Here is a 16,370-nt window from a genome sequence, read left to right on the forward strand (position 1 = left end):
AGGCCCTATGTCACTGCATCACCTAACGCGTTTTCCTCGTCTGGAATTTATTGGCGCACCGACGCCGCTGGAATATTTGCCGCGCTTTTCGGACTATCTTGGCCGTGAAATTTATATTAAACGTGATGATGTGACGCCGATGGCGATGGGCGGCAACAAGCTGCGCAAGCTTGAGTTTTTGGCGGCGGATGCGCTGCGGGAAGGGGCCGATACGCTGGTCACTGCAGGCGCTATCCAGTCTAACCACGTTCGCCAGACGGCGGCGGTGGCGGCAAAGCTTGGGCTACATTGCGTGGCGCTGCTTGAAAATCCTATCGGGACAAAAGCCGAAAACTACCTGACCAACGGCAACCGTCTGCTGGTCGATCTTTTCAATGTCGAAGTCGAAATGTGCGAGGCGCTGAACGCTCCGGATAAGCAGCTGGAAGCGGTGGCTACGCGTCTGGAAGCGCAGGGATTCCGGCCTTATGTTATTCCGGTCGGCGGCTCTAATGCGTTAGGTGCGCTGGGGTATGTTGAAAGCGCGCTGGAAATTGCCCAGCAGTGTGAGAACGCCGTGAACCTGTCATCCGTGGTGGTTGCCTCGGGCAGCGCGGGGACGCATGCTGGTCTGGCGGTCGGCCTTGAGCAGTTGATGCCGGACGTGGAGCTGATTGGCGTCACGGTGTCCAGAACTGTGGCGCAGCAAAAACCAAAAGTTGTCGCCCTGCAGCAGGCCGTGGCGAAGTCGCTTGAGGTTAGCGCGACCAGCGAAATTATTCTGTGGGATGACTATTTCGCGCCAGGCTACGGCACGCCGAATGAAGAGGGAATGGAAGCGGTGAAGCTGCTGGCCAGACTTGAAGGCATCCTGCTTGACCCGGTCTACACCGGCAAAGCGATGGCCGGGCTTATTGACGGCGTGGCGCAAAAAAGATTTAAGGATCAGGGGCCCATTGCCTTTATTCATACCGGCGGAGCGCCGGCGCTGTTTGCCTACCATCCGCATCTGTAAGACGCGGGTCTGGTCTTAATCATCAGGAATCACCATGCAAGAAAGTTTGCAACTGGTGCTGGATTCAGCACCATATCTGCTTAAAGGGGCGGTTTTCACGCTCCAGCTGAGTATTGGCGGGATGTTTTTTGGCCTGATCCTCGGGTTTATGCTGGCGCTGATGCGCCTGTCGGCCTTTTGGCCTTTTTCGCTGCTGTCGCGTTTTTATGTTTCCATTTTTCGCGGGACGCCGCTTATCGCCCAGCTGTTTATGATTTATTACGGGCTGCCGCAGTTTGGCATTGAGCTGGATCCTATCCCATCGGCGATGATTGGCCTGTCGTTAAACACGGCCGCTTACGCCTCTGAAACCCTTCGGGCGGCCATTGCCTCTATTGATAAAGGCCAGTGGGAAGCGGCGGCCAGTATCGGGATGACTCGCTGGCAAACGCTGCGCCGCGCGATTCTGCCGCAGTCGGCCCGCGTGGCGCTGCCGCCGCTGGGGAACAGCTTTATCAGCCTGGTGAAGGACACCTCGCTGGCGGCCACCATTCAGGTGCCGGAGCTGTTCCGCCAGGCGCAGCTGATCACCTCCCGCACGCTGGAAGTGTTCACCATGTATCTCGCCGCATCCCTGGTCTACTGGGTGATGGCGACGGTGCTCTCCACGCTGCAGAACTATTTTGAAAACCAGCTTAATCGCCAGGACAGGGAGCCGAAATGAGCGCCATTGACGTTAAAAAACTGGTGAAAAAATTCCACGGGCAGACGGTGCTGCATGGCATAGATCTGGATGTTAAACCCGGCGAAGTGGTGGCGATCATCGGCCCAAGCGGCTCAGGAAAAACCACGCTATTGCGCAGTATTAACCTGCTGGAAGAGCCGGACAGCGGCACGATTCAGGTGGGGAATATCTCGATTGATGCCGGACAGTCTCTGGCAAAGCAGAAAGAGAAAATTCGTGCGCTGCGCCAGCAGGTGGGGTTTGTGTTCCAGAGCTTCAATCTTTTTCCACACCGCACGGTGCTGGAAAATATTATTGAAGGCCCGGTCATCGTTAAGGGCGAGCCGAAAGCTGAAGCCATTGCCCGGGCGCGCGAGCTGCTGGAGAAGGTGGGCTTAGGCGGGAAAGAGAACAGCTACCCGCGTCGCCTGTCGGGCGGGCAGCAGCAGCGGGTGGCGATTGCCCGTGCGTTAGCCATGCGGCCAGAAGTTATTTTGTTCGATGAACCGACTTCGGCGCTGGATCCTGAGCTGGTGGGAGAAGTGCTGAATACTATTCGCCAGCTGGCGAATGAGAAACGCACCATGGTCATTGTGACCCACGAAATGAGCTTCGCTCGCGATGTGGCCGACCGGGCAATATTCATGGATCAGGGAAAGATTGTGGAGCAGGGGCCGGCAAAAGCGCTTTTCGCCAGCCCACAGCAGCCGCGCACGCGGCAATTTCTGGAGAAATTTTTGACCCAGTAACCGCGAGGCAGGCCTGGTTTCACCCCCAGGCGGCTTTCGCGGAGCCGAGTGCCGCCGGTGGTGTGCCCCAGATAACCGGCGTGCCTGCCAGCCTCAGCGGGAAGTTTAACCGGTTTCCCAGCCCAAAGGCGGACCACTCCATCATCGGCTGGTAATCATGCGGGCCGATAGCGGCAAGCGCTGATTGATCTCCTGCCGGGCAAGACATTAATAAAGCGGCCGTTCGGGCGAGCGACAGGCGTGCGCTGTAGCCCTGACGCTGCTCATGCCGGACCTGGAGACCTTTTAGCACTGCAGCGGCAAGCAGGTAACCCGTGGCGTGATCCAGTGCCTGAACGGGGAGCGGGTGAGGCCGCCCGGTATTTTTCCAGTGCATGCCCGCGTCGGCGATACCGCTGGACATCTGGACCAGGCTGTCGAAACCACGGCGGTTACGCCACGGCCCGTGCCATCCCCAGGCGTTGAGCGACACGTCTATCAGACCGGGAGAGAGCTGCTGTCGGGTTTCGGCATCAAAACCCAGGGCTTCCAGAGCATCCGCCCGGTAGCCATGCACCAGCACATCGGCATCGGCGAGCAGGGCCTTGAACTGCTCTCTGCCTTCGGCAGATCTGAGGTTGAGCCTCGCGCATGTTTTCCCGAGAGTAACTTCCTCAACCAGCGTCGGCTCTTCCCATTCAGGAGGATCAAGGCGCAGCACCTGCGCCCCAAGCCCGGCCAAAAATCGGGTGGCAACCGGGCCAGCAATAATACGGGTGAGATCCAGCACCCGGAGGCCTGCCAGCGGGCGGGCTGGTGGCAATGCTAATGCAGGGCGAGGGGCTTCGGCGTGGAGCTGCTGCCAGAACAATGGCTCTGCCGCAACGGTTTTCCCATGAGGATGCTTCAGCCATTCGTCGTGGCTTAACATCGCTGCCGCGCATCCACCTGCGGCAACGATCGCCGCTTCAAGCTCAGTTTTTCCCCACGCGGTAACTCGCTGGGCGAGCGCTGACTTATCCTTGCTCACACCCAGGACGCTTTCCATTGCCTGGCGGTGATGCGGCGCGTTGGTATGCAGGCGGATCCAGCCGTCCCGAGTGGCATAATCCCCGGCAAACTCATCCCACAGTGCGGCGGGAGCGCGGTTCACGGGAAAATGGCTGCTTGAAAACCAGTATGAGGCCAGCCGCTGGTCTATATAAAGCGGCGCATCCGGGCGAGCAAGCAGCGCTCTCAGGGCACAACCCGCCGTCGCCAGGCTGGCTGTGGCGAATTCGGTCACAGGAAAACGGGAACTGAGCTCACCTTTGCCCGTCACGGCCACTGACGGCTGCGCGATTTCCAGTCCCAACTCCCGGACCATTGATCCGAAGAGGAGGGAAAACGAAGATTTAACCATACAGAGCTCCAGTAAATTTTTCCTGACATATGTAAAAACCGAAGAATTGTGGCGGAAAAACCATAAATCACATTAATTAGTTTAATAAATGTGTTAGCTTATTACATTCTATTAATGAAATACTTTTTAGCGCCAGGAGAGACGCCAGATATAATGCTGGAACGTAACTTTTTTAGCTGGCGACGGGAAGCGCTCGAGCTTTTCCTGTCAATTACTGAAGCCAGCGAATTACAAACTTTAGTTCAACAACAAACTCAGTGCCTCGAGTTTGATTATTTTTCGCTGTGTGTTCGGCACCCGGTGCCTTTTACGCGGCCTAAATTATCATTGCAGAGTTCTTATCCGCAAAAATGGCTGGAGTGGTACGTCACTGAAAACTATTTTGCCATTGACCCGGTATTGAAACAGTCTAATTTCATGCGGGGTGAAATAATCTGGAGCGATGCCCTGTTTGCTGAATCTCGTGAGCTTTGGGATGCCGCGCGCGATCACGGTCTGGCGACCGGGCGCACACATTGCGTCATGGCCCCTAATCGTACGGCGGGTTTTCTCTCTGTTTCACGCTCTGGCGTTCGCAAGGAACTTGTGTCGGAAGATGAACTCGGGCTGCGGCTGAGTTACCTGGCCGAGCTGAGTATGGCGACGTTAAATCGGCTGGACGATCCGTCGGTCGAGATGATTGACATGAAGCTCAGCAAGCGCGAAAGAGAGATTCTTCAGTGGACCGGCGAAGGGAAAACGTCGGCGGAAATTGCGATTATCCTGTCCATTTCTGAGAACACGGTGAACTTCCATCAGAAGAATATGCAGAAGAAATTCAACGCGCCAAACAAGACGCAGATAGCCTGCTATGCGGCGGCGATGGGGATTATCTGAACCTGGAGGGCAAGTGTTGCGTCAGGTGCTGACGGCTGGCGAACCAGGATTCTGCCAGCCGCCCCGGCTTATTGACGGTAAGCCTGTTTAATTTGCTTAACGGTATTGCTGAATACTTCAGCCTGAGTTGGGTCTTCCAGTTGAGCGATCTGCTTTTCCATTTTCAGGATAACGCGGCCCGCATCGGCCTGGCCCATAGCCTGCAGCATCAGGGTTAACAGCGTCTTCAGACAGGTGACTTCTTGTGCCAGTTCACGGGTGTTTTCGGCGGTGGAAAAATCTGGAGTGCTCATTTACTTTCCTCAATGCTTAGTTTGTACGCTGCCATTATGCACAGTGATATTCATAAGGCGGCGGAGTATACCATAACATTCATCAGAATTATTCATGTTCGACGAATGAGAATACGTCTGAATGTTTATGGTAATAAACAACCCTTGCTCAGGGTTATTCCTGCAGGAAGCGATGAGAATTAAAAAAAATTGTTTCGCTCTCGTTTAACTAACGTTAAATAAAGAGAGAGAAGAAGGATTTTATTCTTGATGATGGTCGCATTTTGATAATTAGCTGTTTTTTAATCAGAGAATAATCGCCTGAACACGATGCTTAGAATGTTGAGATGTGCCGCAGAAACAGATCTGAAAGTAAAGATATATTCTTCTTAAGTGTTAACAGAATGTGCTGACCGCAATTTGGATTTTAATGTTGCCGGAAAAACGTTAATATATGGCCAATTAGCTATCAGCAGCGTTATCCCTTTCTGGAGAATAGCCCTTTGATCAACGTTCTTCTTGTTGATGACCACGAACTGGTGCGCGCAGGGATACGACGCATTCTGGAAGAGATTAAAGGCATCAAAGTCTCGGGTGAAGTGAACTGCGGTGAGGATGCCATCAAATGGTGCCGCAGTAACCCGGTCGATGTCGTGTTAATGGATATGAATATGCCGGGGATCGGTGGCCTGGAAGCCACCCGCAAAATTGCCCGCTACTCTTCAGATATCAAAGTTATCATGTTGACTATCCATACCGAGAATCCGCTGCCTGCCAAAGTCATGCAGGCCGGTGCGGCAGGGTATTTAAGTAAAGGCGCAGCGCCTCAGGACGTGGTAAATGCCATCCGTTCCGTTAATGCGGGCCAGCGTTACATCGCCTCCGACATTGCCCAACAGATGGCCTTAAGCCAGATTGCACCCGAGGCAGAATCCCCCTTTGCCAGTTTGTCTGAGCGTGAATTACAGATTATGCTGATGATCACTAAAGGCCAGAAGGTCAATGAGATCTCTGAGCAGCTTAATCTCAGCCCTAAAACGGTGAACAGTTACCGCTACCGCATGTTTAGTAAACTGAATATCAGCGGGGATGTGGAGCTAACGCACCTGGCGATTCGCCACGGGTTATTCAATGCGGAGACGTTAATCAGCAGTGAGTGAACCTTTTGATTCCCGGGCTTTTCTCAAGACGGTAACCAGCCAGCCCGGCGTCTACCGCATGTACGATGCCGGCGGCACGGTTATCTATGTCGGCAAAGCTAAAGACCTGAAGAAACGCCTCTCCAGCTATTTCCGCACGAATCTTGCCAGCCGTAAAACTGAGGCGCTGGTGGCGTTGATCCAGCACATTGATGTCACGGTGACCCACACGGAAACCGAGGCTCTGCTGCTGGAGCACAACTACATCAAGCTTTATCAGCCGCGCTACAACGTGCTGCTGCGAGACGATAAATCCTATCCCTTTATCTTCCTGAGTGCCGACAGCCATCCGCGGCTGGCGATGCACCGCGGCGCGAAGCACGCGAAGGGAGAATACTTTGGCCCGTTTCCTAACGGCTATGCGGTGCGGGAAACGCTGGCTCTGCTGCAAAAAGTCTTTCCGGTTCGCCAGTGTGAAAACAGCGTGTACCGTAACCGTTCGCGGCCTTGCCTTCAGTATCAAATCGGCCGCTGTCTTGGTCCCTGTGTTTCAGGCCTGGTCACAGAAGAAGACTATGCCCGGCAGGTGGACTATGTTCGCCTGTTTTTAGCCGGGAAGGACGACCAGGTGCTGACGCAGCTTATTTCCCGCATGGAAGCGGCGAGCAAAAATCTTGAATTTGAAGAGGCCGCGAGGATCCGCGATCAAATTCAGGCGGTCCGACGTATTACCGAAAAACAGTTTGTCTCCAACACCGGCGACGATCTGGACGTGATTGGTGTCTCCTTTGATGCGGGCATGGCCTGCGTGCACGTCTTGTTCATTCGCCAGGGCAAAGTATTGGGCAGCCGCAGCTACTTCCCGAAAGTCCCGGCAGGCACCGAACTTAGCGAAGTGGTGGAGACGTTTGTCGGGCAGTTTTATCTCCAGGGCAGCCAGATGCGCACGCTGCCGTCTGAAATCCTGCTCGACTTCGCGCTGGCGGACAAATCTCTGCTGGCGGATTCGTTGAGCGAGCTGGCCGGGCGTAAAGTGAATGTGCAGACTAAACCTCGCGGCGATCGGGCGCGTTACCTGAAGCTTGCCCGCACCAACGCGGCAACGGCGCTGGTGACAAAACTTTCTCAGCAGTCCACCATCCAGCAGCGCCTGAAAGCGCTGGCCGAAGTGCTAAAACTGCCTGAAGTGAAGCGGATGGAGTGTTTTGATATCAGCCATACGATGGGGGAGCAAACCGTCGCTTCCTGCGTGGTGTTCGACAGTAACGGCCCGCTTCGGGCGGAATACCGCCGCTACAATATTACCGGTATTACGCCGGGGGACGACTACGCCGCCATGAATCAGGTGCTTCGCCGGCGCTACGGTAAAGCAATAGAAGAAAGCAAAATCCCGGACGTGATCCTGATCGACGGCGGGAAGGGGCAGTTGGGGCAGGCGAAGGCGGTGTTTGCCGAGCTGGACGTGCCCTGGGATAAACACCATCCTTTATTGTTGGGCGTGGCCAAAGGCAGCGACCGCAAAGCCGGGCTGGAAACATTATTCTTTGAGCCAGAAGGTGAGGGGTTCTCTTTACCGCCGGATTCTCCGGCGCTGCATGTGATCCAACACATTCGCGATGATTCACACGATCATGCGATCTCCGGCCACCGTAAAAAACGAGCGAAGGTGAAAAGCACCAGTTCGCTGGAGACGATTGAAGGCATCGGGCCAAAGCGCCGTCAGATGCTGCTGAAGTATATGGGCGGATTGCAACCGTTAATCAACGCCTCCATTGAGGAGATCGCAAAAGTGCCGGGCATCTCGCAGGCATTGGCAGAAAAGATCTACTACTCGTTGAAACATTAAGGGCTCTGTAGCAACATAGAGACAATTTCCACTTATGACAGATAGTTAACTGGCACTATGCGATTCAATATCCCAACACTGCTCACGCTGTTTCGTGTCATCCTTATCCCGTTCTTTGTGCTGGCGTTTTATCTGCCGTTCAACTGGGCACCTTTCCTTTGCGCTTTCATTTTTTGGCTGGCGGCCATAACCGATTGGTTTGACGGTTTTCTCGCGCGTCGCTGGAACCAGAGTACCCGCTTCGGCGCGTTCCTCGATCCCGTTGCCGATAAGGTGATGGTGGTGGTGGCGCTGGTGCTGGTGGTAGAGCATTATCACGCCTGGTGGGTGACCTTGCCTGCGGCCACGATGATCGCCCGTGAGATTATTATTTCCGCGCTGCGTGAATGGATGGCGGAAATTGGTAAGCGCAGCCGTGTGGCGGTTTCCTGGATCGGTAAAACCAAAACAATGGCGCAAATGTTGGCGCTGATTGGCATGCTTTGGCGGCCAAACATGTGGATTGAGTACACTGGTATCGCGCTTTTCTTCGTTGCGGCGGTGCTAACGTTCTGGTCAATGTTCCAATATTTGGCCGCGGCACGCGGTGATTTGCTCGAACCGTGATCTATCCGGCGCAAAATTCAGCAAACGATTCGTGGTGTTAGAAAATTTCATTGACTCATTGCGTCAGGTAAGTAGAATGCAACGCATCGAAAGGCAGCAAGGTTTGCCGGAAGATAATAAAATCAAGTGATTAGCTTAATAGCCACCAACAGTCACTTGTACAAAAAGCGGGAATAGCTCAGTTGGTAGAGCACGACCTTGCCAAGGTCGGGGTCGCGAGTTCGAGTCTCGTTTCCCGCTCCAAATTCAGGTAATAGACTTTCTGTTGCCTGCCTGAAAAGGCAAAAGATTTTGGCGCGTTAGCAAAGCGGTTATGTAGCGGATTGCAAATCCGTCTAGTCCGGTTCGACTCCGGAACGCGCCTCCAATTTCTTCCCGAGCCCGGATGGTGAAATCGGTAGACACAAGGGATTTAAAATCCCTCGGCTTATGGCTGTGCGGGTTCAAGTCCCGCTCCGGGTACCATGGGAATAAAAAGAATAAAATCAATGATAAGCAGTGTCGTGTAAACCACCTTCGGGTGGTTTTTTATTGCCTGCGATTTGCCTTTCTGAAAATTATCCTGCCTGTTCTGCTAAAAGAATGCCATGCTAAACCCTTCCCTGGCATTCCATCTGGCAACTATGAACATTTTCTCCCGACACCCATTTGATATCGCTTTTCAGGGCCGTGCTCTCAAGGCTGACAGTATTTTCGCCAGTAAAGGCCACGTCCTGATGATCCACGGAGGTTCAAAAGACCGCGAGGCGAGCCTTCGCTACCGGTACTTAATGGCTGAGCTGGGTTTTGGCAGTACGGCTTTTGATTGTATCGGCCATGGTGAAACTGGCGGCGATCTCTCTCACTCTTCTTTAATCTGCCGCACCGATCAGGCCCTGGCGGTTGCCGAACATTTAGGTTCCCAACTGACCGGCTGCATGGGCGTCAGCATGGGGGCCTACAACGCTTTGCAACTGAGCAAATCTGTGTCTCTGCGTTCCCTTATCCTGATGGTGCCGGGCGTGTACCACCCTTCGGCTTACCGGGTAAACTTCGGGCCTGAATTTTCTGCCATTATCCGCCAGCCGCGAAGCTGGGCCGACAGTGACGCCTGGCAGGCCGTGGCTGAATTTAGCGGCAATATTCTGGTGATTGCCGCGGCTGAAGATAGGGTGATCCCGGCGGAGATCCCGCCCCGGCTTTATGATTCGGCATCGGGGCAGGGCAAACATGCTTTGCTGACCGTGCCGGGTGCCGACCACAACAGCGTCTGGCAGGCGCTGCAGCACACGCACTCGCTCTACGACAAAACCTGTCAATTGTTGGTGGAATGCCTGACGAAAGCGGAATGAAAATGACTCGTCGCGCGTAGAACGGGTACACTACGCCAAATTTTATTCAAAACGCGAGACGAGGAAGCCAAAAATGACCCAGGGCCCGCTGAACGAAGACGAAATTATCTGGCTGGATGACATTCTGCTGAAGTACGGCACCGCGCATTCGGTGATTGATGTAGCCGAGCTGGATGGGCTGCTCACGGCGCTGCTGTCAGGGCCAACTGTGACCGAACCTGCTACCGTGCTGCGGGCGGTATGGGGCGGCGATGTCGAGCCTGAATGGGAAAGCAAAGAAGAGCTGACGCGCTTTAGCGTACTGGTGTTCCAGCATATGAACGACATTGCCGAACGCCTGGCGGAGTATCCGGGGCAGTTTGAGCCTCTGTTTGGTACCAGCGAAGTGGATAACCGCGAAATCACCATCGTGGAAGAGTGGTGCTACGGCTACATGCGCGGTGTGTCACTGGAAAGCTGGCCTGCGCTGCCGGCAGAACTTCAGCCAGAGCTGGAGGCAATTGCCCTGCATGGGCTGGAAGAGAATGAAGCGAAGTTTGAAAGCCTGACGCCGGAAGCATTTCTGGCGAGCATTGAGGCGATTAAACCTGCGGCACTGGCGTTATACGGGTACTGGCACAGCCAGCGAAACGGCGGGGCGCTGCACTAAAATGAAAATAGCAGGCCGTAATGGCCTGCTACTTAACGGCAATTAAGCCTGAGCGTCCAGCGTGGCCAGCTCTTTATCGACAAAGTAAAGACCTTCGCCGCTTTTGCCCACCAGGCTGAGTTTATCCAGCACGGATTTAAACAGTTTCTCTTCTTCATGCTGCTCGGCAACATACCACTGCAGGAAATTAAAGGTTGGATAATCCTGAGAGGTCATTGCGGAATGGACCAGAGCATTAATCTGACGCGTAATTAACTGCTCGTGCTCGTAGGTCGCTTTAAATAATTCGTCCAGTGAAGCGTATTCTAAATACGGGGACTGAATGGCGTTAATACGCGGCATGCTCCCGGTATCACTTAAATATGCAAACAGACGCTGCATGTGCTCCATCTCTTCCTGAGCGTGGCGGCGCAGGAACGCGGCAGCCCCTTCAAAGCTGTGATAGCTGCACCAGGCGCTCATCTGCTGGTAAAGCAGGGAGGAGTAGAGTTCAAGGTTCATCTGCTCGTTCAGTTTTTCAATCATTTCCGTCTTCAGCATCACAGGCTCCATATTTTTTGAGGGACGTTAATATGGCGCTACTTTAATTATTAATTTTCCATAATGCAAAGAAATTGTTAATTATATTAGTGTAATGAGAATGGTTGTTACTATTATTTTATTTGTGACAAAATGAATTAATAATGAGAATTAATCTTGTTCTGCTTCGCTATTTTATTGCCAAATAACGTGTCATGAATTAGTCATATTTAGCCGCGCAAAATGGTAACCATGCTAAGAGTAAGACTATGTTGTCATTGGAAAATCTTATGGCTAAATATTCTTATGTCCGCCATTTATCTGACGCGGGAGCTGTGGCTAAATACGTTTCTTTCAAAATTAGACTGCACATGAATATTCTTCATTTTCTTCTCGCACTTTTTGTCATCATGGGACTGGCGTGGCTGGTGAGCTTCGATCGTAAAACCATCCGCATCCGCTATTTGTTACAACTTGTCGTCATTGAAGGCCTGCTGGCGTTCTTCTTCCTGCACTCCGACAGCGGCTTGTGGGTGATTAATGGGGTGTCCGGTTTCTTTGGTCACCTTCTGACCTTCGCCGGGCAGGGCAGCGACTTCGTCTTTGGCGGCATGAGCAAAGCGGGCCTGGCCTTTATCTTCCTCGGCGTGCTGTGCCCGATTATCTTTATCTCGGCGCTGATCGGGATCCTGCAGCACTTCCGCATTCTGCCTATTATTATTCGCATTGTCGGTACGCTGCTTTCTAAAGTGAACGGCATGGGCAAGCTGGAATCATTCAACGCCGTAAGCTCGCTGATTCTGGGTCAGTCCGAAAACTTTATCGCTTACAAAGGCGTGCTGGGCGACCTTAGCTCTCGCCGTCTGTTCACCATGGCCGCGACGGCAATGTCCACGGTTTCGCTGTCCATCGTCGGGGCTTACATGACGATGCTGGAGCCGAAGTATGTGGTGGCGGCGCTGATCCTGAATATGTTCAGCACGTTCATTATCCTGTCGATCATTAACCCGACCCGCCCGGGCGCTGAGCCAGAAATCAAGCTTGAGAAGCTGCACGAATCCCAAAGCTTCTTTGAAATGCTGGGGGAATACATCCTCGCAGGTTTCAAAGTGGCGATGATTATTCTGGCGATGCTGATTGGTTTTATCGCGCTTATCAGCGCCATTAATGCGCTGTTCGCGACCGTCTTCGGTCTGAGCTTCCAGCAAATTCTGGGCTACGTTTTCTATCCGTTTGCCTGGCTGGTGGGTATTCCTCAGGCGGATGCGCTGAAAGCGGCCGGCATTATGGCGACCAAGCTGGTGGCGAATGAATTTGTGGCGATGATTGAGCTGCAGAAGATCATGGCGACCCTGTCACCGCGCGGGCTGGGGATCCTGTCGGTCTTCCTGGTGTCGTTCGCTAACTTTGCTTCCATCGGGATTGTGGCAGGCGCCATCAAAGGGCTGAACGAAAAGCAGGGGAACGTGGTGTCTCGCTTTGGCCTGCGCCTGGTATACGGCGCGACGCTGGTCAGCCTGCTGTCCGCGGCGTTTGCCGGGCTGGTTCTGTAAAAACAAAAAAACGGCGGGTTTCCCCGCCGTTTCTTTAACGCAAAATCATCAGAACGCGGCGCAGACCGGCTGGTCAATGCGCATGACGGATTCCTGCGCAAAGCGAGTTTTATAGATAGAGCGCAGTTCGTCTACCTTTTTGCTGCTCTCCGCATCGCTGCCGCGAATCAGCATAATCGCTTTGCTCGGTTCGTGGGTCACTTCACCTTTAGCATTCAGCCACTGGCCTTTGGCGTCATATTCGGTCAGCCCTTCGCGGAAGCGCGGGGTCACGTCTTTATCCACGAAGCTACGCCATTCATTGGCGGTAATTTCCGCGCCGGATGGGCGGCTGATACCGAAATAGAGCGTGGTTTGCGTCATTGTATCGCCAGCCTGGCACTGTTTAGCCGGGGCGGTAACCGCCGATGTGGTTTTCGCTGGCGTGACGCAGCCCGTCAGAGCCAGAGCTAATGCCCCGGCCAGTGTTGCTTTATAAAATACCATTATCCACCTGTCTTGCTGTCATCATCATTATTAAAATTAAATGCGGAATGATTCCGCCGCGATATAAAATTACAATTCCGCACTTTTCGCAAGTCGCCGAGCATCAATAGGGCAATAATAATCCCGCAGATGCCGCTGCCGGGCAGCACCCACTGCGCCGGGAAGTATCCGGCAATCGTTCCCGTGACCAGCGGGACGACTAACGTAATACCGAGCTGCAGTCGCCAGGTTGCCGCCATAGCGGCGCCAACCTGTGGGCCAGGGAAACTGTCCATCACGTTGAGCGTGGCGACCAGATAGAACCAGTTACTGAACAAATGAGCGATAACGATCAGCGGCACCGCCAGCCACAAAGTGCCCGAGTAACCCACGGCGAAATAACACAAAGTAAAAAGCAGCAGCGCCAGCATTAGCGGGAAGCTTTTACCCGCCCGGTTGCGCACCTGTTTTTCGCTGAGCAGGAGCGGGGCGAGCAGTTGCCCAGCGCTACGGGCAAACAGTAGCGCCAGGCCATTGGCCGCGTTATCACCCGGCAACGCAGGAGCCAGCGCCGGGAGCAAAGCCATTACGGGGGCGCCGACCAGCGCAAGGCTGGGCAACAGCAACAGGCTGCGCTTTTGCACCGGGGTAACGTTCTGCCAGCTAAACTCCTCGCTTTCGTCTGGGGCGCTGTCTTCTTCTCCCTTCATAACAAAGGCCGCCGAGGCGTACCAGAGCAGCCCTATGGCAACGATGAAACTGATTGCATCCAGCAGCAGCATCAGCCAGAGGCTGACGTGGCCATATAATAATGTCCCAAGCCCCACGCCGAAGATAACGTTGGCGGCAAACACCAGCGTTTCAACGCCTGCGGCGGCGGGCATTAGCGCTTTAGATAAACCTTGTTTGAAAAGCTGACTTAAGGCCGGCACCGTCAGGCCGGTGCTAAAAGCGGCGGCGGCCTGGCTTAACAACAGCAAGCCTGGGTGTTCATTCCACAGCGCAAGGCACGGCAGAAGCAGACCTGTAAGACCGAAAAATTCGCCGAGAAGCAGGACGGAAAACGTCGGCCAGCGCTTTAATAACCACACGCCAGCAAAGCTGGCAGGTAAGCCGGGCGCAAGGGCGAGGACGTAAGCAAGAGAAAGCCAGGCGGGGGTAGCATGACTGTTTAACAGCTGGCTGAAGACCAGAACGTAAGTCAGGCCGTTACCTACGGAAGAAAACAGCAGCGCCAGTCCGAGCAGCGTGAACCAGCGGTGCTGGCGCAGGGCGCGTAGCAATAAAAGAAGCATGTTAAGTTCCTGATGAAAAAATAGAGTCAAGCCGCCGTGGGAAAACGGCAGCGCGAGATATTTATCGTCAGGAACGGGTTACATTGGCGTCAGGCTTCTCTTTGTGCAGATGTCTCTAAAAATAGAGGAGTATTCACAGATTACCAGTTGCTGGTGACGCCCGCATACTGTGGGCCGGTCACGCCGCGGCACTGGTATTCCAGCACCACCTGGGTGTTCAGGCAAAGGGTGCCGCTGTAGGTGGTACAGGTCTTGATATCGCTGCCGTAAGGGAGTGCGCTGGCATAGCCCCATTGCTGGCACTGACGCGATGCCGTGGACTGGGCCAGGAATTTATCCACTTTGGCCGTTTGCAGCGGCGGCAGGCTATAGGCGAGGCGAACAACACCGGCAGGCTCATTGGCATTGAGCGGAACAGGCGTTTTGCTTACGGTGCATCCGCTCAGTAACAGGGCGGTAACGGCCAGATAAATGCGCTTCATCTTTGATTCATACCTCATACTTAACCGCCTTCATGGTAGCACGCGTGGCGGGCAGAAAAGCCTGTTCGATTAGGCGGGCCGTAAATTCCATAAATTTCGAATTTTAAATAACCCTTAATTCAAATTACGAAATAAAAACTTTTTACCTAACGTAAATTCCCCACAAAATACGCGGCGATTTTTTGATCAAAAACGCGTCAAGTTTTGCTGAACCGTGCCGACAATAGCGCTACGGCGCGATTTAATTTCACTTATGCAGGTATACGAGGGAATAAATCAGGACGCGCGTCGCTAAAGCCGCACAGGAAGTGCATTTTATTTTTTACCGGGGAACCAAAAATGAACATTGTTCGCAATATTAAAATTCGCGCGATGGTGGTGCTGATACAAATCTTTTCCACGCTGGCATGGATCTGCGTGGCGGGCGCGACGCTATGGCTATTACATAACCTCAAGCAACAGCTTGCGCTGAGCCCGGATCAGCTCACGTGGATTAACACGGCCCAACGGATGCTGATTATCTCCATTGCTATCAGCATTGCGATCGTCATTTTTACAGAACGCTACCTGTGGTTTTGCCTGGTAAAGCCGGTTAATACGATCCGCCACCACATGCATGTTCTGGCGCAGGGCGAACTGGCTGCCACGCTGCCGGATTTGGGGCGCAACTGTATTGGCCTGATGGTGCCGCCGATTCAAAAAATGCAGGAAAACTGGCAAAGGGCGGTGAGCCGCATCCGGGACAGCGCCGAGGCTATTCGCACCAACGCCACCGAAGTGTCCGGGGTTAACACCGACCTGTCATCCCGCTCGGAGCAACAGGCCGCCGCGCTGGAGCAGACCAGCGCCAGCATGGCGCAGCTGAACAGCACGGTGAAGCTGAACGCCGACAATGCAAATCACGCCAGCCACCTCGCACAGAATGCCACCAACACCGCGGTAAACGGCGGGGATTCGGTGAAGCAGGTAGTGAAGACCATGGACGTGATTGCCAGCAGCGCGAACAAAATTGTCGATATCACCACGGTGATTAACAGCATTGCGTTCCAGACCAACATTCTGGCGCTAAATGCCGCGGTGGAGGCGGCAAGGGCGGGAGAGCAGGGCAAAGGTTTTGCGGTCGTCGCCAGCGAGGTACGTAATCTGGCCAGCAGAAGCGCCGGGGCCGCAAAAGAGATTGAAACCCTGCTCAACGATTCGGTCAGTAATATTCACACCGGCTCGCAGCAGGTGCGTAAAGCGGGGGAGGCAATGGATGAGATCCTCCGCGCCGTGAAACAGGTGAATGACATCATGGGGGAGATTGCCAGCGCGTCCCTCGAGCAAAGTCAGGGCATCGGGCAGGTCGGGATCGCCGTTCGGGAAATGGACAGCGTGACGCAGCAGAACGTGAATCTGGTCCAGAAGTCGGTGCTCTCTTCCGTTGAACTGGAGAAACAGGCGCACCACCTGCATGACGCGGTGGCAATGTTCCGGCTTAACGCAGTCTGAAAACCACGCATGTGACAAA

The 16,370-nt window shown here is 54.0% G+C and carries 17 protein-coding genes and 3 tRNA genes; 14 read left to right on the forward strand and 6 right to left on the reverse strand.

Annotated elements, in window-relative coordinates:
• The first annotated feature begins 7 nt into the window (after positions 1-7).
• Genes dcyD through tcyN form a run of 3 tightly spaced genes read left to right on the forward strand, consistent with a single transcriptional unit; the run spans position 8 to position 2,446 of the window.
• Entirely contained in the window at positions 8-994 is a 987-nt protein-coding gene (gene dcyD, locus F3J28_RS03755; protein ID WP_008453823.1) for a D-cysteine desulfhydrase, read from the forward strand.
• Between the two features lie 34 nt (positions 995-1,028).
• The gene (tcyL, locus tag F3J28_RS03760) at positions 1,029-1,697 is read left to right on the forward strand and encodes a cystine ABC transporter permease (RefSeq protein ID WP_008453825.1); all 669 of its coding nucleotides are present in this window, start codon (positions 1,029-1,031) and stop codon (positions 1,695-1,697) included.
• Entirely contained in the window at positions 1,694-2,446 is a 753-nt protein-coding gene (gene tcyN, locus F3J28_RS03765) for an L-cystine ABC transporter ATP-binding protein TcyN (protein WP_166872924.1), read from the forward strand. The genes tcyL and tcyN overlap by 4 nt, the downstream gene beginning before the upstream one ends.
• 19 nt (positions 2,447-2,465) lie before the next feature.
• On the opposite strand, the gene F3J28_RS03770 is transcribed toward tcyN, so the two are convergent.
• Positions 2,466-3,827, reverse strand: coding sequence for a CoA transferase (locus tag F3J28_RS03770; RefSeq protein ID WP_166872927.1), 1,362 nt, complete (start codon positions 3,825-3,827; stop codon positions 2,466-2,468).
• A gap of 153 nt (positions 3,828-3,980) precedes the next feature.
• Here F3J28_RS03770 and sdiA point away from each other — a divergent pair, with 153 nt between their 5' ends.
• The gene (sdiA, locus tag F3J28_RS03775) at positions 3,981-4,703 is read left to right on the forward strand and encodes a quorum-sensing transcriptional regulator SdiA (protein ID WP_166872930.1); all 723 of its coding nucleotides are present in this window, start codon (positions 3,981-3,983) and stop codon (positions 4,701-4,703) included.
• 68 nt (positions 4,704-4,771) lie between these two features.
• On the opposite strand, the gene F3J28_RS03780 is transcribed toward sdiA, so the two are convergent.
• A complete protein-coding gene (locus F3J28_RS03780) occupies positions 4,772-4,996 on the reverse strand; it encodes a DUF2594 family protein (RefSeq protein WP_008453834.1) in 225 nt (74 codons plus the stop codon).
• A gap of 482 nt (positions 4,997-5,478) precedes the next feature.
• Here F3J28_RS03780 and uvrY point away from each other — a divergent pair, with 482 nt between their 5' ends.
• The 8 genes from uvrY to F3J28_RS03820 all read left to right on the forward strand — a co-directional run bounded on the left by uvrY (position 5,479) and on the right by F3J28_RS03820 (position 10,546).
• Positions 5,479-6,135 (forward strand): UvrY/SirA/GacA family response regulator transcription factor, encoded by a 657-nt coding sequence (gene uvrY / locus F3J28_RS03785; RefSeq protein WP_008453836.1) that lies wholly within the window; start codon positions 5,479-5,481, stop codon positions 6,133-6,135.
• Positions 6,128-7,960: an excinuclease ABC subunit UvrC gene (gene uvrC / locus F3J28_RS03790; protein WP_008453838.1), complete on the forward strand. Its 1,833-nt coding sequence runs from the start codon at positions 6,128-6,130 to the stop codon at positions 7,958-7,960. Before uvrY ends, uvrC begins: the two co-directional genes overlap by 8 nt.
• A gap of 57 nt (positions 7,961-8,017) precedes the next feature.
• Positions 8,018-8,566, forward strand: a complete 549-nt coding sequence (gene pgsA / locus F3J28_RS03795) for a CDP-diacylglycerol--glycerol-3-phosphate 3-phosphatidyltransferase (RefSeq protein WP_008453839.1) — start codon at positions 8,018-8,020, stop codon at positions 8,564-8,566.
• A 167-nt stretch (positions 8,567-8,733) separates the two neighbouring features.
• Positions 8,734-8,809: transfer RNA gene (locus F3J28_RS03800), tRNA-Gly, on the forward strand.
• Between the two features lie 50 nt (positions 8,810-8,859).
• Positions 8,860-8,933, forward strand: a tRNA-Cys gene (locus tag F3J28_RS03805).
• A 12-nt stretch (positions 8,934-8,945) separates the two neighbouring features.
• Positions 8,946-9,031: transfer RNA gene (locus F3J28_RS03810), tRNA-Leu, on the forward strand.
• A 122-nt stretch (positions 9,032-9,153) separates the two neighbouring features.
• A complete protein-coding gene (locus tag F3J28_RS03815; protein WP_166872933.1) occupies positions 9,154-9,897 on the forward strand; it encodes an alpha/beta hydrolase in 744 nt (247 codons plus the stop codon).
• A gap of 73 nt (positions 9,898-9,970) precedes the next feature.
• Entirely contained in the window at positions 9,971-10,546 is a 576-nt protein-coding gene (locus F3J28_RS03820) for a UPF0149 family protein (protein ID WP_008453841.1), read from the forward strand.
• A 42-nt stretch (positions 10,547-10,588) separates the two neighbouring features.
• Here F3J28_RS03820 and ftnA read toward each other — a convergent pair whose 3' ends face one another.
• Complete coding sequence (gene ftnA / locus F3J28_RS03825) at positions 10,589-11,086, reverse strand: non-heme ferritin (RefSeq protein ID WP_166872936.1); 498 nt, start codon at positions 11,084-11,086, stop codon at positions 10,589-10,591.
• Positions 11,087-11,436: 350 nt separating this feature from the next.
• Between ftnA and F3J28_RS03830 the strand changes: the two genes are divergently transcribed.
• Positions 11,437-12,618 carry a NupC/NupG family nucleoside CNT transporter gene (locus F3J28_RS03830; RefSeq protein ID WP_008453845.1) on the forward strand — a complete coding sequence of 394 codons (1,182 nt, stop codon included), beginning with the start codon at positions 11,437-11,439 and terminating at the stop codon, positions 12,616-12,618.
• A 48-nt stretch (positions 12,619-12,666) separates the two neighbouring features.
• On the opposite strand, the gene F3J28_RS03835 is transcribed toward F3J28_RS03830, so the two are convergent.
• From F3J28_RS03835 to yecR, 3 genes are all read right to left on the reverse strand, one after another.
• Entirely contained in the window at positions 12,667-13,104 is a 438-nt protein-coding gene (locus F3J28_RS03835) for a DUF3574 domain-containing protein (protein ID WP_166872939.1), read from the reverse strand.
• The gene (locus F3J28_RS03840; RefSeq protein ID WP_166872941.1) at positions 13,104-14,378 is read right to left on the reverse strand and encodes an MFS transporter; all 1,275 of its coding nucleotides are present in this window, start codon (positions 14,376-14,378) and stop codon (positions 13,104-13,106) included. The genes F3J28_RS03835 and F3J28_RS03840 overlap by 1 nt, the downstream gene beginning before the upstream one ends.
• Positions 14,379-14,518: 140 nt before the next feature.
• Complete coding sequence (yecR, locus tag F3J28_RS03845) at positions 14,519-14,860, reverse strand: YecR family lipoprotein (protein ID WP_008453851.1); 342 nt, start codon at positions 14,858-14,860, stop codon at positions 14,519-14,521.
• 339 nt (positions 14,861-15,199) lie between these two features.
• On the opposite strand from yecR, the gene F3J28_RS03850 reads away from it, so the two are divergent.
• Positions 15,200-16,351 (forward strand): methyl-accepting chemotaxis protein, encoded by a 1,152-nt coding sequence (locus F3J28_RS03850; protein ID WP_008453853.1) that lies wholly within the window; start codon positions 15,200-15,202, stop codon positions 16,349-16,351.
• The last annotated feature ends 19 nt before the right edge of the window (positions 16,352-16,370 follow it).

The sequence above is a fragment of the Enterobacter sp. Ap-1006 genome (genome assembly GCF_011752835.1).
In the GTDB taxonomy this organism is placed as follows: Bacteria; Pseudomonadota; Gammaproteobacteria; order Enterobacterales; family Enterobacteriaceae; genus Cedecea.